The organism is Sphingomonas aestuarii (genome assembly GCF_054457155.1).
Genome location: NZ_JBTKVV010000001.1, coordinates 155,209 through 174,680, shown reverse-complemented (window position 1 = coordinate 174,680; position 19,472 = coordinate 155,209). Strand labels below are relative to the sequence as shown.

Here is a 19,472-nt window from a genome sequence, read left to right as displayed (position 1 = left end):
GGTCATTTGCTCATGCCGTGTAGAGATCGCACGTTGCGCGCTGCGCGGTCGGCGACGGGTTGAACACCTGACTGAAATCCCGGTTGTCCCGCACGATGAACGATGCGGTGTAATGGATACGACCGGGCACGATGCCGTAAAAATCGATGATCGGCTGATAGTCGTAATTGATCTCCACGAACATGACGCCCGAATTGTTGGGCGCGCGCACGCGGCGCCCGGTCGGTCCCATACCGTCGGTCATGACCGTCCCCGCAAACGATGGGCCGGGCTGAGTTCCGGCATTGGTCGGTGCGGTGCCGTAGCTGGAATCGTAATTGGGACCCGATCGTTTGCCGATACAGCGCTGCCAATGGATGCGTTGCGTACCGCTGTTATCGGCTTCAAGACTCGATAGCGTGATCCGTCCGCGCTCGGTCAGTTCCAGCGCTTCGCCCTGCAGTCGAACCGCTTGCAGCACGTCGTTGATATCGACTTCGCGCAACTGCTGGGTTGCCAGCGCGGTTCGTTCGCCGACGCGTGAGGCATTGTCGGCAAGGTTGAGAGCAATCTGACTGACTCGCATGTTCGTGACGGCAAGGTTGGCGGTTTCGATCCCCAACACGCCGAGCATCAGCACCAGGGGAAGCGTGAAGGCGAATTCGATCAGAGCAAGACCGCTGCGGTCGCGGCGCAGCGCCCCAGCCGACTGAAGGATGGTGTTGCGCTGAGCGGTCATGTGCATATCGTCCGAACGACCTGTGCAGCCTGTGTGGCGTAGGGCTGGTTCTTGATCAGCGTTTCCGCCGTCATCGTCGCGTCCTTTTCCCAACCGAGCAATTGCGCCATCGGAAACGGACGGGGATAGGTGACGCGAATGCGATACCGGGTCACGTCGCTCGCGCCGCCCTGGCTGGCGATGCCGGGATCGATATCCCAGCGGCCATTATTGTTGATGTCGTCGAAACACTCGCCGGGGTCGCGCACGCCGTTGCCGTTGCTGTCGGTAAAGCGTTCGGGGCGGACGCTCGCGAAATTATGATAAGATGCGCGCGACGATACATGCGTGGCGCGGGGAGCGACGGCGTGGACCTGTTCCATCACCAGCGCATCGATGTCGACTGCCCGGTCACTGCCGCCCTGGATGGCTGAATCGCGGGCGGCTTTCTGGACGGCGCCGCTCAGGACCGACTGGGCATAGACGGTGTACATCAACTCGCCCAGGCCCATGATCAACAGGATCATGACCGGCGCGACCATCGCAAATTCGACGACCGTGACGCCGCGCGTATCGCGGCGAAGGGATGCGAGGCGAGGCAGCCCGATCATCGATCGATCCGCAGCATGGCGACCTGTTGCGCGATCTGGCGGAAGGCGGCTTGCAATTCCGCCTTGTTCCCTGCGGTGAAGGCATGGTTGCCCGGCGTCGCGCAGTCGCGCAGGTCGTCGTTCAGCCCGGTGCTGAACGCGACGACCCAGATGGTGATGTTCAGGCGTTCACGCGCATACTGGCAAACCGCGCGGAACCGGGCAGCATGGCGCGCCTCCATCGCTGCAAGGCCCGCACCTCCGCCAACGCGGTTGTCGTAGCGCTGAATGCCGTACAAGCCGTAGATATCGGCATTGGGGGCAAGCTGACCGTCGGTCATATAGACGATGTGACGCCGGGGGCTGGGGCGCCCCGGCAACGGCGCGGTATCGGCGGCGAAGATTCCGTTGGGCGACAGCAACCGCACGCCCCAGATCATCCCTGCATCGTGGTAGGTACCGCCATGCGGCCGGAAACTCGGCGCGTTGACATAGGCGGATACCTGTGCCGCCGTCATCGCGGACAGGCGTCGAACTGGCGGTGGGCAGGCTGCGAAGCCGCCAGGCTGGCGCAAGGCGCCGTTATAGGGCGACCACAGCGAACGCGCTTCGAACCAGGCGTCGGTTTCGGCGGAGTTCACGGCCGTATTGCCATTACGCCCCCAGGTGATGTCGGGCCAGGCCGGGCGCCAGCGGGTAGCGTCGTTTGTGGGGATCAGGTCGGGATTGAGATCGGGCGGCAGGTTCGCAATGTCGAAGCTGGTCGCAGTGGTGGTATTACGCTCCTCGATACAACCCTGCCACGCCGTGCGCCGCCCATCGAGGCGGGTTGGATCGGCAATCGTCGTACCGGCGGCGAGCGTTCCGTAATAGCCGGAAACGTCGAATTCGATGGGCTCGAACCGCCATGTTGCACGCAAGTTGCGTTGGGTCGCACGACACCGGGTATTCGGTGCGTCCCAGAAGGCGTCGGTGTAACTGGTTGCCGTGCCGTCGCTGTTGTAGCCGGTGGCGGGAACGCGGCCATTGGCGCTGGTCGCGCAATTGGTGCTGTTGTATCCGCTGCGCGTTACGGTGCTGGACGAGATCTGCGTGTCGCCGATGATCCGGCGGGAATTGTAGCTATGGGTGGTGCGGACCATGTGCGCCGCAGGGATCGCCGCGCCCGCATTGACCGACGACGCATAAGGGACAAACCCGTATCGGATACGCGTTGAGGCATCGGCGTTGGTCCGGACCGTGGATTCGAAGTCGACCACCGCCTCGCGCAATGCCTGCATCCTCGATCCGGCCAATTCGACTGCCGCAAAGCGCGTGACGCCGTTGTCGTTGTAGCTGGTATTGCCGGGCGTGCAGTCGCTTTCCGGACGACAGGCCATCGATCCGGTCACGTCGAGTACGAACATGATATCGCTGTCGGCGACGTCGTATCGCGCTTCGCAGGTGACGGTCAGCGTCACATCGTTCGCGTCGAACATCCGCATGATCGTCATCGGCACGGTTGCCGATGCGACGCCCAGCACCTGTTGATCGGCCGTCTTGCTCGGCACGAAGGTAACGTTGCTCGTGCCGAGCCAGCCGCGTTCGAAATTATTGTCGAAAAACGCGGTGGCCTGCTCGGCGGCGACGGTTTCGAGCGTTGTCGACGCGCTTGGCTGCATGGCCTTTCGCCCGGCCAGCACCCCGGCGTCGCAGGCCTGCTGCAATCGGCTTTTGACGACATAGGTTCGCGCGGTATCCACGCCCGATCCGACCAGTGCCGCCATCGGAATCATCGCGGCGGCCATGATCGCCAGCGTATTGCCGCCGGTATCGCTGCGCAGTCTGCGCAGCGTGCCCCGCGATGCCATTTTGCCGCGCGCTTCGTCGTTCCACATGCGATGTCTCGCGCCAATTAGTCCGGTCCAGCGTGCAGCTATGCGTGGAAAAGGATAAAATTGGGTTGAAGGCGAAGGATGAACGACGGATTAGACATTGGCCCGAAACGGTTCCGTGATACGGGCAGGCCATGTCCCCCTCAGACGCTCTGGACGACCCCGAACGGTCGCTCGCGCTGACCTATGCGCCGGTCGAGGCCCGTGCATCGCTGGCGGTGTTGCTCGGCCTGGACGACGCATTGGCGGCTTTGCTTCGCTCGACGACCGAACCGGCGATCGCGCAAATCCGGCTGGCCTGGTGGCGTGAACGGCTGAGCGAATTGGGGCGCGCGGCAACGCCCGCAATGCCGGTGCTGCAATCGGTTTCGGAACAAATCGTCGCGCGCGGCATCGCTGGCGACCGACTGGTGGCGATCGTCGAGGGGTGGGAGATTTTGATCGAGGCCGAACGTCTCGATCGGGATGCGCTGTCGCAGTTCGCCGAACAGCGTGGGGGAAGACTGTTTGCGATCGGTGCGGAATTGCTGGGTGCCAAAGCCGCTCAGGGGGCGGGCGAGGGATGGGCGCTGGCCGATCTTGCCAAGCATCTGACCACGCAGGAAGAAGCCATGCTGGCGCGGGAAATGGCGATCGAGCATCTGGGGCAACCCAGCCGCTGGCCGCGGCAGACGCGCGCATTGGGCGCGCTGGCAGCGATTGCGCGCATGAACATGGACTTGCCGATCGGCAGCGAGCCGCCCATCGCCTCGCCCCGGCGTGTCGCGCGGCTGGCATGGATGCGGCTGACCGGGCGGTAGAGGGTTGCCACGCCGCGACCAGTCGTTAGCCTGCCACTCATCGACAGCGGCGGATGGGGACGACGATGTTGCGGTTCTTTGCAGGGGTGGTGTCGGCGTTGCTGCTGGTGACCGCAGGGCTGGTCGTCTATCGCGGATGGGCGGCGGACGATCCGGTGATCGCGCCTGCCCCAGCGCCGCGGCTCGCGACCGAACAGCCGGTGCAATACGGCGTGCTGGAAGAGGTGGCGGTGCCCAAGGCGCCGGCCAAGACGCGCGAGGAGCGGCGGTTCGATCGCTACGACAAGGACCGCAACGATGCGATCACGCGCGAGGAATATCTGGCGTCGCGGCGCAAGGCGTTCGCGAAGCTCGATACCAACGGCGACGGAAGGCTCAGTTTCGAGGAATGGGCGATTCGCACGACGACGCGTTTTGCGACCGCCGATGCCGACAAATCGGGCGCGCTGACCCGTGCCGAGTTCCTGACGACGGCACCGAAGCGCCGGACGCCCGCCAAGACACGGTGCATCTGTCCGCCGCCGGGTGGCGATGACGCGGAGGATTAGATCGCGTCGTTTCTAGCATAGCGAATCAATCCAGCTGACATCGCGCATCTCTGGATTGCTTCGCTACGCTCGCAATGACGGTGGGTGGGTAGGCGGTGCTCTCCGCCGTCTCAACAGTTGATCGCGGCTTCGAACAGGCAGCGGAAGCGTTCGGTTCGGAACTGGCAGGGTTCGGCCTCGCACATCCCCTCGACCTGCATCACCGTCCTGAGCACGCTGATCCCCATCAGCACGGCGAGCAGCACGTTGGCGCGCATTTCACCCTCTGGCCCGCCGATCAGCTTTGCCATCGGATCGAGCACGTCGCGGTGGATCAACTCGCGGATGATCTCGCCGGCCTTGGGCGACGAGGCGGAGCGGAGCATGATGATGAACATCTCCATCCGCCGCGCGCGGTCGTCGTCCTGATCCTCCTCGATCAAGTGCGCGAGAAAGCCGGGCAATTGTTCTAGACTGGTGGGCTCGCTGAAGGTGTCGGGGCGTTTTTCGTGCGTCAGCACTTCGCGGAACAACCCTTCCTTGCCGCCGAAATAACGGCTGACGAGCGCGACATCGACGCCTGCGTCGCCCGCAATGTCGCGCAATCCGACGCTTTCGTAGCTGTCTTTCAAAAAACGGTCATGTGCCGCCGATAGGATCGCGTCGCGCGTTGCCGCTGCGTCGCGCCTGCGCGCTGGAATTGCCGGTGCCATGTCATCCCCCAATAAACCTAATCGGCCATAAATCAACAGCCGTTGACTTGATGCTGCGGTGCAGCTAGCAGCCCGATGCTGACGATCGCATGACTTGGCCGCTCACGCCATGTTCATCGGTCCCCACAGGTTTCGAAAGCGCGAAAAACAGATGGCATTTGAGAAGGTAAGCGTCCGCAAGGGACTGGCGCTGGCGGCTCTGCTGATGGTGGCGGCCTGTTCGGGGGGCGAGGACGACTCGGCCGCAGGCGGTCCCGGCGGGATGCCGCAGCTTCCCGTGACCGTCGCCAATCCACTGGTTCGCGAAGTCACCGAATGGGACGATTATGTCGGACGCTTCGAAGCGATCGAGAATGTCGAGGTGCGCCCGCGCGCATCGGGTTTCCTGGAGCGCGCGCATTTCACCGACGGCCAGTTCGTGCGCCGGGGGCAATTGCTGTTCACCATCGACGCGCGGCCCAGCCAGGCGGCGCTCGATCAGGCGCGCGCGCAGCTGGCGCGGGCTCAGGCGACGCTGACCAACGCGCGCACCGAACTCGCCCGTTCGCGCACGCTGGCCGCAGCGCAGGCAGCGAGCCAGGAAGAGGTCGAAGCCCGCACCGCTGCGGTCCGCGCAGGCGAGGCCGATGTCGCCGCCGCGCGCGCCGCGATCCGCGCGTCCGAACTCAATGTCGGCTTCACCCGCGTCACCGCGCCGATTTCGGGCCGGGTGTCGCAGCGCCTCGTCGATCCGGGCAATTCGGTGACCGCCGACCAGACCATCCTGACGACGATCGTGTCGGTCAGCCCGCTGCATTTCACCTTCGAGGGGTCGGAAGCGAGCCTGCTCGATTATGAACGCCGCGGCGATACGCTGGTCGGGTCGCCGGTGCGGATCAAGCTGCAGGGCAGCGACGACTATAATTACACGGGCCGCATCGATTTCGTCGACAATGCGCTGAGCAGCGGGTCGGGGACGATCCGGGTGCGTGCGGTGGTGCCCAATTCGGACAATCTGTTGCGGCCGGGCGTGTTCGGCCAGCTTCAGCTTGCCGCGTCGGCGCCTGCGCCAGCTATTCTGGTGCCCGATACCGCGATCGTCACCGATGGCGCGCGCCGTGTCGTCTATGTCGTCGATGCGAAGAATGTGGTGCAGGCGCGACCCGTCGAACTTGGGGCTGTGGTCGATGGCCTGCGCGTCATCCGCTCGGGTCTTCGCCAGCAGGACCGCATCGTCGTCGGCGGCATCCAGCGTGCGCGTCCCGGTGCGCCGGTTCAGGCGCAGCCCGGAAGGATCGGGCCGAACGGTCAGGTGGTGACGCCGCAGGGTCAGGGCCAGCCCGCGCAGGGCGGAGCGCCTGCGGGTGCCGCGCCCGAAGCCACGAAGTAAGGCGGAGTCCGCGCAGTGAACATCAGCCGCTTCTTCATCGACCGTCCGATTTTCTCGGCAGTCATTGCGATCTTCATCACGCTGATCGGTATCTTTGCCTATCCGCAATTGCCGCTCGCGCAATATCCCGAAATCGCACCACCGACGATCACCATCAACGCCGCCTATCCGGGCGCGTCGTCGGAGACGATCGCGGAGACGGTCGCCGCCCCGCTCGAGCAGGAAATCAACGGGGTGGAGGGGATGCTGTATCTGCAATCCTCGTCCACGCAGGGCGCAGCGGGCATCACCGTCACCTTCCAGCCCGGCACCGATCTCGACGCCGCGCAGGTGCTGGTCCAGAACCGCGTCGCGCTCGCCGAGCCGCGCTTGCCCGAACAGGTCCGCCAAGTCGGCATTCAGGTGAACAAGCAGGAATCGGGCTTCCTGATGATTCTGGCGGTCACCTCCACCGATCCGGCGGTCGATCTCGACTATGTCGGCAACTACGCCAATTCGACGCTGCGCGACCGGCTGCTGCGGATCGAGGGCGTCGGCGGCGTCCAGATTTTCGGCGGTGGCAATTATTCTATGCGCGTGTGGATCGACCCCGACCGGGCGGCTGCGCGCAACCTTACCTCGGCCGAAATCGTCACCGCGCTTCAGACCCAGAACGTCCAAGTCGCGGGCGGTTCGGTCGGCGCGCCACCTTACGGCACCGGTAATCCAGCGTTCGAATTGCCGATCGAGGTGCGCGGTCGGCTGACCACGCCCGAGGAATTCGCCAACGTCGTCATCAAGACCGATACGGCGACGGGCGCGGTGACGCGCGTGAAGGACGTGGCGCGAGTCGAACTGGGCAGCCAGGACTATGGCGTGCGCGGGGTATTCGACGGCCGCGAGGGCGTCGGTCTGGCCGTCATCCAGCAACCGGGCGCGAACGCGCTGAATGCCGCCAATCTGGTGCTGGAGGAAATCGAGGCGGCGTCGGCGGACTTCCCGCCGGGAATGCAATATTCGATCCCCTTTAATCCGACCGAATATGTGCAGGCGTCAGTATCGGCGGTGCAGAGCGTTCTGGTCGAAGCGATCTTTCTGGTCGTCATCGTCATCATGGTGTTTCTGCAAACCTGGCGCGCGGCAATCATCCCGATCATCGCGATCCCGGTGTCGCTGATCGGCACTTTCGCCGTGCAGCTCATGCTCGGCTATTCGATCAACTCGCTGTCGCTGTTCGCGCTGGTGCTCGCGGTCGGGATCGTCGTCGACGACGCAATCGTCGTGGTCGAGGCAGTGGAAAAGCATATCCGCGAAGGGCTGACTCCGCTCGAGGCCGCGCACCGGACGATGCACGAGGTGTCGGGCGCGCTGATCGCAATCAGCCTGGTGCTGGTCGCGGTGTTCGTGCCGACGGCGTTCGTGCCGGGGATACCGGGCATCTTCTATCAGCAATTCGCGGTCACGATCGCGGCGGCGACGGTGTTTTCGCTCATCACATCGCTGACCCTGTCACCGGCGCTGGCGGCCCTGCTGCTCAAACCGCATCAGGAACATCACGACACGCCCAAGAATCCGATCATGCGGTTCGGGCGTCGCGCGGCGGACACGTTCAACACCGGGTTCGACAAGCTGTCGGACAAATATGGCCGGACAACCGCGACGCTGGTTCGCAAGACCGGCATGATGTTGATCATCTATGCCGTGCTGCTGGCGTTTACCGGATGGCGGCTGACCGATACCCCGACCGGGTTCATTCCCGATCAGGACCAGGGCGTGCTGATCGGCGTCGTCCAGTTGCCGCCGGGCGCATCGCTCGATCGCACCAGCGAAGTGCTGGCGCGGGCGCAGCAGGTCGTGGGCGGGATCGACGGCGTGGCCAGCGTGACGACTTTTGCGGGTCTCGACGGATCGAGCTTCTCGACCGCATCCAACGCGGGCACGATGTTCATCCGCCTGACCGACTGGGGCGAGCGTGGCGGCGAACTGAGCGCGGCGTCGCTGTCCGGGCAATTGTCGGGCGCGATGGCGATGGCCTTGCCGGAGGCGAATGCCTTCGTAATCGCGCCGCCCGCTGTGCCGGGGCTCGGCACCGGCAACGGTTTCACCATGATGATCCAGGCGACCGAGGGCGGCAGCTATCGCGAGCTGGAACAGGTAACAGGAGCGATGATGGGTGCGGCGCAAGGCGTGCCCGAGGCGACGCAGGTCTTCTCGCTGTTCAACACCGGTAGCCCGCGCATCTTCGCCGATGTCGATCGCGATCGCGCACAGCTGCTGGGGGTTCAGCCGAACCAGGTCTATGCGACGCTCGGCACCTATCTGGCATCGACCTATGTCAACGATTTCAACTTCCTGGGCCGCACCTTCCGCGTGACGGCGCAGGCCGAACCCTCGGCGCGCAGCACGCTAGAGGATGTCGGGCGGCTTCAGGTGCGCTCGTCCTCGGGCGAGATGGTGCCGCTCAATTCGGTCGCCACCTTCCGCAACGACAGCGGGCCGACGCGCGTGGTGCGCTACAACCTGTTCCCTGCGGTCGAATTGCAGGGTCAGGCGGCACCGGGCGTGTCGTCGGGCGCGGCATTGACGGCGATGGAGAATCTGGCGGCCGAAACGCTGCCGCCGGGCTTCAACTACGAATGGACCGGCCTCGCCTATCAGGAAAAGGCGGCCGGGAGCAGCGCTGTGCTGATCTTCCTGCTGGCGGTCGTGTTCGTGTTCCTGGTGCTCGCCGCGCAATATGAATCGATCCCGCTGCCGATCGCCGTCATCTTGATCGTGCCGATGTGTATTTTGGCGGCGATGATCGGGGTGAACCTGCGGGGACTGGACAACAACATCCTGACGCAGGTGGGGCTGGTGGTCCTGATCGCGCTGGCGGCGAAGAATGCCATCCTGATCGTCGAATTCGCCAAGCAGGCCGAAGAGGAACTGGGCATGGGGCCGCTCGACGCGGCGGTTCATGCCGCTCGGTCGCGCCTGCGTCCGATCCTGATGACCAGCTTCGCGTTCATCTTCGGCGTGCTGCCGCTGGCGATCGCGAGCGGCCCTGGCGCGGAAATGCGCCAGGCGCTGGGCACCGCGGTCGTCTTCGGGATGCTGGGGGTGACTTTCTTCGGCCTGATCTTCACGCCGGTCTTCTACGTCGTGATGCGCAAGCTGGGCGACATGGTGCCGTGGCGTCGCAAGACCGAGGCCGTCTATCCGACCAGCTATGGCGGGACGGCGCATGCGTCGATCAACGAGCCGGACGACAATAACGACAATGGCGCGGCGCCCCTGGGCGGCCCGACGCCGGAGACTTCGCGATGATCCGCCCCCTGATGCTCGCCACCAGCGCGCTCGCGCTCAGCGCCTGCGCGGTCGGCCCGACCTATATGTCGCCCGAGACGGCGGCGCCCGCGCAGAACGTGTTTCTGGAGCAGGGCAAGTCGCCTGCCTTCACCGGCGATCAGCCGCCGGGCGAATGGTGGAGCCTGTTCGGCGACCCCACGCTCGACGCGCTGGTCGAACAGGCGCTCGCGGCGAATACCGACCTGCGCGTGGCCGCCGCCAATCTGCGGCAGGCCCGCGCGGTGTTGCAGGAAGCGCGGGCAGGGCGGTTGCCGACCACCAATATCGCCGGGAGCGCGGGTTATGCGCGCCAGCCGGGGGCCACGACCGGCGGCTTCGGTCCGGTCGAGGGCGAAAGCTATGATGTCGGACTCGACGTCGGATACCAGATCGACCTGTTCGGTCGCGTCGGCAGCGCGATCCGCGCGGCGGACGCCGATGCCGATGCGGTGCAGGCCGCGTTCGACCTGACGCGCATCACCATCGCGGCGGAGACGACGCGCGCCTATGCCGATGTCTGCGCGTTCAATCGCCAGCTGGCGGTCGCGCAGGAAACGATCCGCATTCAGGAGCGTACCTTCGACCTTACCCGGCGGTTGTTCGAGGGCGGTCGCGCGACGCGGCTGGAGACGGGGCAGGCGGGCGCGCTGCTCGAACAGACGCGCGCGGCGTTGCCCAGCCTTCAGGCCGAGCGGTCGGCAGCGCTGTATCGTCTGGCCGTGCTGACCGGACGTCCGCCGTCGGAAGCGCCGCAGGCGGCGCTGGCATGTCAGTCGCCGCCCGAACTGGACCAGGCGATTCCGGTGGGTGACGGAGCCTCGTTGCTCGCGCGCCGTCCCGATATCCGCCGTGCCGAACGCCAGTTGGCAGCGTCGAGCGCGCGGGTGAATGTGGCGATGGCCGATCTTTATCCGAGCATCAGCATCGGCGGATCGGTGGGATCGACCGCGACTTCGATCGGCGGGATCGGATCGAGCGATTCGTTCCGCTTCTCGCTAGGGCCGCTGATTTCGTGGAGCTTCCCCAACATGGCGGTCGCGCGCAGTCGCGTGCGTCAGGCCGAAGCCGGGGCGGAGGCTGCGCTGGCGACGTTTGACGGGACGTGGCTGGCAGCACTTCAGGAAACCGAGAGCGCATTGGCGCGCTATGCGGGCGAACTGGACCGGCTGGCGTCGCTGCGGCGTGCGGCGACCGAGGCAGGCGAAGCGGCGCGGATCGCGCGACTTCGCTATGAAGCAGGACGCGAGAGTTTTCAGGTCGTGCTGGAAGCCGAGCGGACGCTGGCGCAGATCGAGGCGACCATCGCGCAATCGGAGCAGCAGCGGTCGAACAATCTGGTGACGGTGTTTCTCGCGCTTGGCGGTGGATGGCAGGAGCCGTTGCCGCCGGCCTGACCGGGGATTGGCATAACCAAAACCGTTCGTGCTGAATTGTCGAAGCACTGTCCTTCTTTCTTCGGGTCGAGAAGGTCAGTGCTTCGAAACGCGCCTGCGGCGCTACTCAGTACGAACGGCGGTGGGGGCTATTGCGCGGTGTCGTCCTGATTCTTGGTAACACCACCGGTTCCGGCGACGCCATCGGGAACCCCGGTCGGCTCCAGCGGGGCTTCGTCTCCGGCGGTCGCGCCTCCGGTGCCGCCATCGACATTTTCCATGTCGCTATTGGCGCCTGCCGTGCCCTGGGTCACATCGACGCGGACGTCGTGATTGTCGGACGGCATGCTGTCGGGATGGGGATCGCGATTGCGGTCGGTCATCGGGGCGGCTCCTAAAATTCAGGCTATGGGCTGGCCGGGCGCGATACCCGGGCCGCCAGGGGAAGGAACGTCGATATCCGGGCCGGGTGGGGGCAATTCGGTCGGCGCGGGCGTGGGATCGGGCGACTGGCCCGGCATCGGCGGGGTTTCCGCTGGCGGCTCGGTCGGCTGGCCCGGTTGGGGGACGCGCGGCTCTTTCTGCGGGATTGGTGGTTCGACGGGCATGATACGCATCTCCTTCGCGTTTTCCCCTCAACGAACGGAGCGCAAAGCCGTTGCGTCATGGACCGCTTGCCAGTGCCCATCACACTGCTATAGACGCCGCCGACCTGCGGTGACCCGATGCGGGCGTGGCGGAATTGGTAGACGCGCTGGTTTTAGGTACCAGTATCGAAAGATGTGGGGGTTCGAGTCCCTTCGCCCGCACCAGTCCCGATAACGGCTGCGTGCGGGGTCACCCGTGAAAATTCAGATGATTAGGTGAAAGTGCCGAGGATGCAGACTGTCGAGACGTTGAACGAAGGCCTGAAGCGCGCCTACACGTTGACCATCACGGCCAAGGATATCGATTCCAAGGTCGATGCCGAAGTAAAGCGCGTCGCGCCCCAGGTGCGGATGCCAGGCTTCCGCCCCGGCAAGGTGCCTGCCAACCTGGTGCGCAAGATGCACGGCGAGGCGCTGGCGCAGGACGCGCTCAATTCGTCGATCCAGGATGGAGTGCAGAAACTGATCGCCGACAAGAAGCTGCGTCCCGCGATCCAGCCTTCGGTCGAGCTGGGCGAAGGCTATGCCCCCGGCAAGGATGCCGAGGTGAAGGTCGCACTGGAAGTGCTGCCCGACGTGCCCGCGCCCTCGATCGACGGCCTGAAGCTCGAACGCCTGACGGTGCCCGCGGACGATGCGGTCGTGGACGCCCAGCTCGAACAGCTTGCCAGCCAGCAGAAATCGTTCAGCGACGCGCCCAAAACGCGCAAGGCGCAGACCGGCGACCAGGTGACGATGGATTTCGTCGGCAAGGTCGACGGCGTCGCATTCGACGGCGGCACCGGTGAGGACATGGCGGTCGAAATCGGTTCGGGTCGCCTGATCCCCGGCTTCGAGGACCAGCTGGTCGGCGTGAAGGCGGGCGACGAGAAGCAGATCACCGTCACGTTCCCGGCCGATTACGGCGTCGATACGCTGTCGGGCAAGGATGCGACCTTCGACCTGAAGATCAAGTCGGTGAAGATCGCTGGCGAAACCAAGATCGACGACGAGTTTGCGAAGAACCTCGGTCTCGAAAGCCTCGACCAGCTGAAGGGGCTGTTGAAGGGCCAGGTCGAGCAGGAACTGAACGGCCTGACGCGCACGCACATGAAGCGCAAGTTGCTCGATCAGCTGGCCGCCGACCATGATTTCGACGTGCCGCCGTCGATGGTCGAAGCCGAGTTCCAGCAGATCTGGGCGCAGCTCGAACAGGAAGCGACCCGCGAGGAAGATCCCGAAGCGGCGAAGAAGGAACTGGAAGCCGAGCGCGACGAATATCACGCGATCGCCGTTCGCCGCGTCCGCCTGGGCCTGTTGCTGTCCGAAATCGGTCAGGCGAACGGCGTCGAGGTGTCGCAGCAGGAAATGAGCCGCCTCATCATGCAGGCTGCCCAGCAATATCCGCAAGAACAGCGCGAACGCTTCATCCAGTACGTCCAGCAGGAGCCGATGGCGGCTGCCCAGCTGCGCGCACCGCTCTATGAAGACAAGGTCGTCGATTTCCTGTTCGACAAGGCCGAGATCACCGACCGCGAAGTGACGCGCGAGGAACTCGAAGCCGCGATCGAAAGCGAAGACGGTCACGTTCATGGGCCGGATTGCGGCCATGACCAAGACGAAAAGCCTGCAAAGAAGCCTGTTTCGAGCAAAGCCGAGAAAGCGCCTGCCAAGAAGGCCGCGGCAAAGAAGGCCGATGACAAGGCCGATGCTGTGACCGAGGAAGCCCCCAAGAAGGCGGCTGCCAAGAAGCCTGCGGCGAAGAAGGAAGCGGCTCCTGCCGAAGCCGAGAAGCCTGCGGCGAAGAAGGCTGCGGCGGCCAAGCCCGTCTCGAGCGCAGTCGAGGGAGCGGACGACGCTGAAAAGGCTCCGGCCAAGAAAGCGCCTGCCAAGAAGGCGGCGGCCAAGAAGGCCTGATTTCGGATCGAGTTGGAACAAGGCCCTGTTCGCCCGCGCGGACGGGGCCTTTTTCGTTTTGGGGGAATGCATGAAATCCAAGCAATCTAAACCCGGCAGCGGTCTGCGCTGGATGTTCGCCGCCGTCGCCCTGTGCGGAGCGGGCGTGGCGCTGGCGACGGTGCAGCAATCCGAGCCCAGCCAGGACTCGGCGTGGCACAACGGCCAGATGCTGGCGCTCGCGCAATTGAAGGGCGAGGATGGCTGGCGATCGACGCCCGAGGGCCTTCGCTGGCGGCGGGTGAAGGGCGACGGGTCGGGTGCTCGGCCCACGGTGGCCGATACCGTCACGCTCCATTATGCGGGCACGCTGACCGACGGCACCGAGTTCGACAGCAGCTGGTCGCGCGGCGAACCCGCGACCTTCCCGCTCGGCGCGCTGATCAAGGCGTGGCAGATCGCGGTGCCGAATATGGGCGTCGGCGATACGATCGAAATCGCCGCGCCTTCGACCATCGCTTACGGACCGCGCGGCAAGGGGCCGATTCCGGGCGGCGCGACGTTGCTGTTCAAGATCGAACTGCTGGGCATCGAAGGACGCTGAGCGTCCGGAATGGTTGTTCGGCTTCTTTCTTTGTTTACCGTCATTTTTCTTTGTTTACCGTCATTGCGAACGCAGCGAAGCAATCCAGCAACCCGCGCGGAACGCCGGATTGCTTCGCTGCGCTCGCAATGACGATTTCATCGCGCGGCATCCCATCCTAAGGCTGGCACCATGACCCCCAGAATCGCCGTTCTGCTGCCCTGCTACAACGAAGAAACCGCGATCGCGCAGACCGTGGCGGGATTCCGCGCGGCGCTGCCAGGGGCCGCGATCTATGTCTATGACAATAACAGCCGCGACCGCACCGTGGAGGTGGCGCGTGGGGCAGGCGCGATCGTCCGCACCGAACGGATGCAGGGCAAGGGCAATGTCGTGCGCCGCATGTTCGCCGATATCGACGCTGACATCTATATCATGGCCGATGGCGACGCGACCTATGACCCGGAGAGCGCACCCGCGATGGTCGCGCGGCTGATCGACGACGGGCTCGACATGGTGGTCGGCACCCGCGTCCACGAGGCGGCCGACGCCTATCGCCGCGGGCATGTGCTGGGCAACCGGATGATGACCGGCATCCTCGCCAAATTGTTCGGGCGCAGCTTCACCGATATCTTCTCGGGCTATCGCGTGTTTTCACGGCGGTTCGTGAAGAGTTTTCCGGTGCTGTCGGCGGGGTTCGAGATCGAAACAGAAATGAGCGTCCATGCGCTCGAACTCAAAATGCCGGTGGGCGAACTCGAAACCCGCTATTTCGCGCGGGGGGAGGGGTCGGAGTCGAAGCTGTCCACCTATGGCGACGGGTTCCGCATCGGGCGGACGATCGTCACCCTCTATCGGATCGAAAAGCCGCTGCTGTTCTTCGGCATCATCGCGGCGGCGTTCGCATTGCTGTCGGTGATCCTCGCGATTCCGCTGGGCGTGACCTATGCCGAAACCGGCCTGGTGCCGCGTCTGCCGACCGCGATCCTCGCGACGGGACTGATGATCCTCGCCTTTCTCAACCTGTTCGCGGGGCTGATCCTCGACACCGTGGTGCGGGGACGCAGAGAGGTCCGGCGGCTCGCCTATCTGTCGTTTCCGGCAGTCACCGCGCATTCGTCCTGATCCCCCCTTGCGCGCTCACAGCCGAGCGCCGATGTAGGGTGCCAATACACACGCAAACACCGGGAATCCCATGCACGACCCAATGAGCGCACTCGTCCCCATCGTCATCGAACAGTCAAGCCGCGGGGAGCGGAGCTTCGACATCTTCTCGCGCCTGCTGCGCGAACGCATCGTGTTCGTGACCGGCGGGGTCGAGGACGGCATGGCCTCGCTCATCACCGCGCAGCTGTTGTTCCTTGAATCGGAAAATCCGAAAAAGGACATCTGGATGTACATCAATTCGCCGGGCGGTGTTGTCACGGCGGGCATGGCGATCCACGACACCATGCAATATATCCGTCCGCGCGTCGGCACCGTCTGCATGGGCCAGGCCGCGTCGATGGGCAGTTTTCTGCTGGCGTCGGGCGAACCGGGGATGCGCGTCGCGCTGACCAACGCCCGGATCATGGTGCATCAGCCGTCGGGCGGCGCGCAGGGCATGGCAGCGGACATCGAAATCCAGGCAAAGGAAATCCTGCGTATCCGCAAGCGGATGAACGAGCTTTATTCGAAATATACCGGCAAGCCGATCGAGGTCATCGAAAAGGCGATGGACCGCGACACCTTCCTCGAAGCCGAAGAAGCCAAGGCATTCGGCATCGTCGACGAGGTCTACGAAAAGCGCCCGTCGAACCCCGGCGTCGAGGAAAGCGCGCCGACGGCCTGATGCTTGCGGGCAGTCCAGCCGAGGCGAGGCCTTCGAATATGGATTGCCCGTTTTTAACCCGCGTGTAGGATGGCGGGTGGATTATCGCGCCCATTTGGGCGCCAAGGAAGGTTTTGATGACGAAATTGAGCGGCGGCGACTCGAAGAGCACGCTCTACTGTTCGTTCTGCGGCAAGTCGCAGCACGAAGTCCGCAAGCTGATTGCCGGACCCACCGTCTTTATCTGCGACGAATGCGTCGAGCTGTGCAACGACATCATCCGCGAGGAAACCAAGTCCGCGCTGGTGTCCAAGAAGGATGGCGGCGTTCCGACCCCGCAGGAAATCTGCGACGTGCTCGACGACTATGTGATCGGCCAGTTCCGCGCCAAGCGGGTGCTGTCGGTGGCGGTGCATAATCACTACAAGCGGCTGAACCACGGCGCGAAGGGCGCCGATGTCGAGCTGTCGAAATCGAACATCCTGCTGGTCGGCCCGACCGGCTGCGGCAAGACTCTGCTCGCGCAGACGCTGGCGCGCATCCTCGACGTGCCGTTCACGATGGCCGATGCGACCACGCTGACCGAGGCCGGTTATGTCGGCGAGGATGTCGAGAACATCATCCTCAAGCTGCTCCAGGCATCGGACTATAACGTCGAGCGCGCGCAACGCGGGATCGTCTATATCGACGAAATCGACAAGATCAGCCGCAAAGCCGAAAATCCGTCGATCACCCGCGACGTATCGGGCGAGGGCGTTCAGCAGGCACTGCTCAAGCTGATGGAAGGCACCACCGCGAGCGTTCCCCCGCAGGGTGGTCGAAAGCATCCACAGCAGGAATTCCTGCAGGTCGATACCTCGAACATCCTGTTCATCTGTGGCGGCGCGTTCTCGGGTCTGGAAAAGATCATCGGCGACCGCTTGCAGGGCAAGTCGATCGGCTTCGGCGCCTATGTCGCTGCTCCCGAAGAAAGGCGCACGGGCGAAGTGTTGCGCCAGACCGAGCCTGAGGATCTACTGAAATTCGGCTTGATACCTGAATTTATCGGCCGTTTGCCGGTGATCGCGACGCTCGAGGACCTCGACATCGACGCGCTGGTCAAGATTTTGACCGAGCCGAAGAACGCGCTGGTCAAACAGTATCAGAAGCTGTTCGACATGGAGAATGTGAAGCTGGGCTTCACCGACGACGCGATGGTTGCGGTCGCCAAGAAGGCGATCGAGCGGAAAACCGGCGCACGGGGCCTGCGGTCGATTCTGGAGGGCATCCTGCTAGACACCATGTTCGACCTGCCCGGCATGGACGGCGTCGATGAAGTGATGATCGACAAGGACGTGATCGAGGGCCGCAAGGAACCGGTCCGCGTCTATGCAAAGAAGGAAAAGGCCAGCGGCGACGCGGCCTGATCCGGCTTACGCAAAGCGATGATTGAAAAGGGGCGTCGGTCGAACCGGCGCCCCTTTTTCGTGGTGCGCGGGTTCGGAATGAGATGACTTCGCTCGAAATTGGCGGATGAGGGGAGGCCGAGCTATCGGACTCGAGCCATCCTGCGATTGGCCTGTCGCGCGCGATCATCCGCCACCGCGCTGCGCCTGCATCGCTTCGATCGCGGGTGAGCGTTTGAGGATACGGGCCATCGGGTCCACCACGACATGCGCGCCGGTCGGCACTTCGATGGTTTCCGAGCCGCCGGTCATCGACAGTGATCGCACGTCGCCATCGATTTGAACCTCAACGGGGAGTGGGAAGGGCGCGCCGCCCGGTGCTTTCCACGCCAGCGTCAATCGGTCGCCGTCGCGCGTTTCGACGAGTTCGGGGAGGGCGGCCTGGCGGAGATAGACGTCGAAGAACCAGTCATAGTCCCTCCCTGTTACTTGATTCACCAAGCTCGCAAATTCATCGGTCGTCGCGAAACGTGGTCTGAAATTTCCCGGCTTGGGATCGGCACGGCCATAGACAATGCGTCGGGTCACATCGAAAAAGGCGTCGTCGCCGATCGTGTTGCGCAGCGTGTGAAGTACCCATGCGCCCTTGTAATAAATGTCGCCCCCCGGTCCGCCGAGGCTGAGTTCATAGACCTCGTTCGACGTGCGCGACCGACCCGACACGATCGGCGCGCGGTTGACGATCTGTTGCCGGAACGCGTCCATCATCGTGGCGTATCGCGCCTCGCCCTCGCGCCAGCGGCCGTAGAGCGGCTGCATATACTGGCCATATCCTTCGTGGAGCCAGAAATCGTCCCAGTCGGCGGCGGTCATCTGGTTGCCGAACCATTCATGCGCCAGTTCGTGGTGGAACAGCCAGTCGAACCCCGTTTCGTCCTTGCGGTAATTGTTGCCGTACGCGTTGATCGTCTGATGTTCCATGCCGAGATAGGGTGTCTCGACCACGCCCAGTTTTTCTTGCGGAAAGGGATAAGGGCCGATCAGCGCCTCGAAGAAATCGACCGTGGGGGCGAATTCGGCGAACAGCCCCGCCGCCTGTGTCTCGCGGCCTTTCAAATGCCAGAAATGCATAGGGAAGGCATTGCCGTAACGGCTGCGATAGTCCGCTTTGATCTCGGCAAAAGGCCCGACGCTGAGCGCGACCAGATACGGATTGATGCTGCCCGATTCCCAGTTCCAGCGGGCGCGTCCATCGGATAGCTGGTCCACGCCCAGTAACCTGCCGTTGGCGGGCGCGGACAGTCCCTGGGGCACCGTGATCCGCATCGTCATCTTGCCGACCTCGCCCTGCGGAAAGTCGAGGCAGGGCCAGAACAGGTCGCAGCCATAGCCCTGTCCGGTGGTCGCGAGCCAGGGAGCACCCTGATAATCGCTCCACACGAAACCGTCGTCCCACGGCGCGCGGACGGCGACGTGCGGCTCGCCTTGATAGGCGATGCGCACGGCGACCCTTCCTCCGGCAACGGCACGGGCGGGCAGGGTGATGGCGAGTTCGCCGTCCGGGTTGCTCCAGGCACTTTTCGCCAGTGGTTTGCCATCGACCATGATGCCCGTAACCGCGAAATTGCGGTCGAGATCGATCAGCAGTCGATCGAGCGGCGCGCTGTTGGTCAGCGTCAGCGTCGCGACACCCTTTAGCGTTCGCGTATCGGGGAAAATCTCGATGTCGAGTTCCGCCGCCTCCATCCGCAGCGCGGCGCGCTCGGGGGACAACGGGCCGCCCGATGCCTTGGTCCGCTCGGTGATCGCGGGCATGCCCGGCGTGCCTTGCAACGTCTGGGCGCTGGCGGTCGTGGCAAGCGCGGACGCAATCAGAAACCCACTCGCTACCAGCCCCGATTGATGCTTTGTTCGCAGTTC

At 64.2% G+C, this 19,472-nt stretch carries 17 protein-coding genes and 1 tRNA gene; 11 read left to right on the top strand and 7 right to left on the bottom strand.

Annotated elements, in window-relative coordinates:
- Positions 1-10: 10 nt before the first annotated feature.
- From ACX0GZ_RS00880 to ACX0GZ_RS00870, 3 genes are read right to left on the bottom strand one after another with little or no spacing between them, the layout of a single operon-like run.
- Positions 11-718 carry a TadE/TadG family type IV pilus assembly protein gene (locus ACX0GZ_RS00880; RefSeq protein WP_458812294.1) on the bottom strand — a complete coding sequence of 236 codons (708 nt, stop codon included), beginning with the start codon at positions 716-718 and terminating at the stop codon, positions 11-13.
- A complete protein-coding gene (locus ACX0GZ_RS00875) occupies positions 715-1,308 on the bottom strand; it encodes a TadE/TadG family type IV pilus assembly protein (RefSeq protein ID WP_458812292.1) in 594 nt (197 codons plus the stop codon). The genes ACX0GZ_RS00880 and ACX0GZ_RS00875 overlap by 4 nt, the downstream gene beginning before the upstream one ends.
- Positions 1,305-3,164 carry a pilus assembly protein TadG-related protein gene (locus tag ACX0GZ_RS00870; RefSeq protein WP_458812289.1) on the bottom strand — a complete coding sequence of 620 codons (1,860 nt, stop codon included), beginning with the start codon at positions 3,162-3,164 and terminating at the stop codon, positions 1,305-1,307. Before ACX0GZ_RS00870 ends, ACX0GZ_RS00875 begins: the two co-directional genes overlap by 4 nt.
- Positions 3,165-3,295: 131 nt before the next feature.
- Here ACX0GZ_RS00870 and ACX0GZ_RS00865 point away from each other — a divergent pair, with 131 nt between their 5' ends.
- Together ACX0GZ_RS00865 and ACX0GZ_RS00860 are read left to right on the top strand one after the other, a co-directional pair.
- A complete protein-coding gene (locus ACX0GZ_RS00865; RefSeq protein ID WP_458812286.1) occupies positions 3,296-3,961 on the top strand; it encodes a squalene/phytoene synthase family protein in 666 nt (221 codons plus the stop codon).
- 65 nt (positions 3,962-4,026) lie between these two features.
- The gene (locus ACX0GZ_RS00860; protein WP_458812283.1) at positions 4,027-4,509 is read left to right on the top strand and encodes an EF-hand domain-containing protein; all 483 of its coding nucleotides are present in this window, start codon (positions 4,027-4,029) and stop codon (positions 4,507-4,509) included.
- Between the two features lie 110 nt (positions 4,510-4,619).
- Here the strand turns inward: ACX0GZ_RS00860 and ACX0GZ_RS00855 are convergent, their stop codons facing one another.
- Complete coding sequence (locus tag ACX0GZ_RS00855) at positions 4,620-5,201, bottom strand: TetR/AcrR family transcriptional regulator (protein WP_458812280.1); 582 nt, start codon at positions 5,199-5,201, stop codon at positions 4,620-4,622.
- Positions 5,202-5,352: 151 nt separating this feature from the next.
- Between ACX0GZ_RS00855 and ACX0GZ_RS00850 the strand changes: the two genes are divergently transcribed.
- The 3 genes from ACX0GZ_RS00850 to ACX0GZ_RS00840 are packed head-to-tail and all read left to right on the top strand — an operon-like array spanning position 5,353 to position 11,273.
- A complete protein-coding gene (locus tag ACX0GZ_RS00850) occupies positions 5,353-6,570 on the top strand; it encodes an efflux RND transporter periplasmic adaptor subunit (protein WP_458812277.1) in 1,218 nt (405 codons plus the stop codon).
- Positions 6,571-6,585: 15 nt separating this feature from the next.
- Entirely contained in the window at positions 6,586-9,858 is a 3,273-nt protein-coding gene (locus ACX0GZ_RS00845; RefSeq protein ID WP_458812274.1) for an efflux RND transporter permease subunit, read from the top strand.
- Positions 9,855-11,273 (top strand): efflux transporter outer membrane subunit, encoded by a 1,419-nt coding sequence (locus ACX0GZ_RS00840; RefSeq protein ID WP_458812271.1) that lies wholly within the window; start codon positions 9,855-9,857, stop codon positions 11,271-11,273. Before ACX0GZ_RS00845 ends, ACX0GZ_RS00840 begins: the two co-directional genes overlap by 4 nt.
- A 128-nt stretch (positions 11,274-11,401) precedes the next feature.
- On the opposite strand, the gene ACX0GZ_RS00835 is transcribed toward ACX0GZ_RS00840, so the two are convergent.
- Together ACX0GZ_RS00835 and ACX0GZ_RS00830 are read right to left on the bottom strand one after the other, a co-directional pair.
- A complete protein-coding gene (locus ACX0GZ_RS00835; protein ID WP_458812268.1) occupies positions 11,402-11,635 on the bottom strand; it encodes a hypothetical protein in 234 nt (77 codons plus the stop codon).
- Between the two features lie 18 nt (positions 11,636-11,653).
- Complete coding sequence (locus ACX0GZ_RS00830; RefSeq protein WP_458812265.1) at positions 11,654-11,869, bottom strand: hypothetical protein; 216 nt, start codon at positions 11,867-11,869, stop codon at positions 11,654-11,656.
- Positions 11,870-11,979: 110 nt separating this feature from the next.
- Here ACX0GZ_RS00830 and ACX0GZ_RS00825 point away from each other — a divergent pair.
- From ACX0GZ_RS00825 to clpX, 6 genes are all read left to right on the top strand, one after another.
- Positions 11,980-12,064 (top strand) — tRNA-Leu (locus tag ACX0GZ_RS00825).
- 66 nt (positions 12,065-12,130) lie between these two features.
- Entirely contained in the window at positions 12,131-13,795 is a 1,665-nt protein-coding gene (gene tig, locus ACX0GZ_RS00820; RefSeq protein ID WP_458812262.1) for a trigger factor, read from the top strand.
- 70 nt (positions 13,796-13,865) lie between these two features.
- Positions 13,866-14,378: an FKBP-type peptidyl-prolyl cis-trans isomerase gene (locus ACX0GZ_RS00815; RefSeq protein WP_458812259.1), complete on the top strand. Its 513-nt coding sequence runs from the start codon at positions 13,866-13,868 to the stop codon at positions 14,376-14,378.
- A gap of 171 nt (positions 14,379-14,549) precedes the next feature.
- Positions 14,550-15,482, top strand: a complete 933-nt coding sequence (locus ACX0GZ_RS00810) for a glycosyltransferase family 2 protein (protein ID WP_458812256.1) — start codon at positions 14,550-14,552, stop codon at positions 15,480-15,482.
- Positions 15,483-15,552: 70 nt separating this feature from the next.
- Positions 15,553-16,188 carry an ATP-dependent Clp protease proteolytic subunit gene (locus tag ACX0GZ_RS00805; RefSeq protein ID WP_458812253.1) on the top strand — a complete coding sequence of 212 codons (636 nt, stop codon included), beginning with the start codon at positions 15,553-15,555 and terminating at the stop codon, positions 16,186-16,188.
- Between the two features lie 116 nt (positions 16,189-16,304).
- Entirely contained in the window at positions 16,305-17,573 is a 1,269-nt protein-coding gene (gene clpX, locus ACX0GZ_RS00800; RefSeq protein WP_458812250.1) for an ATP-dependent Clp protease ATP-binding subunit ClpX, read from the top strand.
- Between the two features lie 165 nt (positions 17,574-17,738).
- Here the strand turns inward: clpX and ACX0GZ_RS00795 are convergent, their stop codons facing one another.
- Entirely contained in the window at positions 17,739-19,367 is a 1,629-nt protein-coding gene (locus tag ACX0GZ_RS00795; RefSeq protein WP_458813266.1) for a M1 family metallopeptidase, read from the bottom strand.
- Positions 19,368-19,472 lie beyond the last annotated feature (105 nt).

Bases quoted from the DNA above. Each gene is read 5' to 3' on its own strand.
- ACX0GZ_RS00865 (WP_458812286.1), top strand. From the start codon at position 3,296: ATGTCCCCCTCAGACGCTCTGGACGACCCCGAACGGTCGCTCGCGCTG.
- ACX0GZ_RS00795 (WP_458813266.1), bottom strand. From the start codon at position 19,367: ATGCCCGCGATCACCGAGCGGACCAAGGCATCGGGCGGCCCGTTGTCC.
- tig (WP_458812262.1), top strand. From the start codon at position 12,131: ATGCAGACTGTCGAGACGTTGAACGAAGGCCTGAAGCGCGCCTACACG.
- ACX0GZ_RS00850 (WP_458812277.1), top strand. From the start codon at position 5,353: ATGGCATTTGAGAAGGTAAGCGTCCGCAAGGGACTGGCGCTGGCGGCT.
- ACX0GZ_RS00875 (WP_458812292.1), bottom strand. From the start codon at position 1,308: ATGATCGGGCTGCCTCGCCTCGCATCCCTTCGCCGCGATACGCGCGGC.
- ACX0GZ_RS00870 (WP_458812289.1), bottom strand. From the start codon at position 3,164: ATGTGGAACGACGAAGCGCGCGGCAAAATGGCATCGCGGGGCACGCTG.
- ACX0GZ_RS00840 (WP_458812271.1), top strand. From the start codon at position 9,855: ATGATCCGCCCCCTGATGCTCGCCACCAGCGCGCTCGCGCTCAGCGCC.
- ACX0GZ_RS00880 (WP_458812294.1), bottom strand. From the start codon at position 718: ATGACCGCTCAGCGCAACACCATCCTTCAGTCGGCTGGGGCGCTGCGC.
- ACX0GZ_RS00860 (WP_458812283.1), top strand. From the start codon at position 4,027: ATGTTGCGGTTCTTTGCAGGGGTGGTGTCGGCGTTGCTGCTGGTGACC.
- ACX0GZ_RS00855 (WP_458812280.1), bottom strand. From the start codon at position 5,201: ATGGCACCGGCAATTCCAGCGCGCAGGCGCGACGCAGCGGCAACGCGC.
- ACX0GZ_RS00810 (WP_458812256.1), top strand. From the start codon at position 14,550: ATGACCCCCAGAATCGCCGTTCTGCTGCCCTGCTACAACGAAGAAACC.
- ACX0GZ_RS00815 (WP_458812259.1), top strand. From the start codon at position 13,866: ATGAAATCCAAGCAATCTAAACCCGGCAGCGGTCTGCGCTGGATGTTC.
- ACX0GZ_RS00805 (WP_458812253.1), top strand. From the start codon at position 15,553: ATGCACGACCCAATGAGCGCACTCGTCCCCATCGTCATCGAACAGTCA.
- ACX0GZ_RS00835 (WP_458812268.1), bottom strand. From the start codon at position 11,635: ATGACCGACCGCAATCGCGATCCCCATCCCGACAGCATGCCGTCCGAC.
- ACX0GZ_RS00830 (WP_458812265.1), bottom strand. From the start codon at position 11,869: ATGCGTATCATGCCCGTCGAACCACCAATCCCGCAGAAAGAGCCGCGC.
- clpX (WP_458812250.1), top strand. From the start codon at position 16,305: ATGACGAAATTGAGCGGCGGCGACTCGAAGAGCACGCTCTACTGTTCG.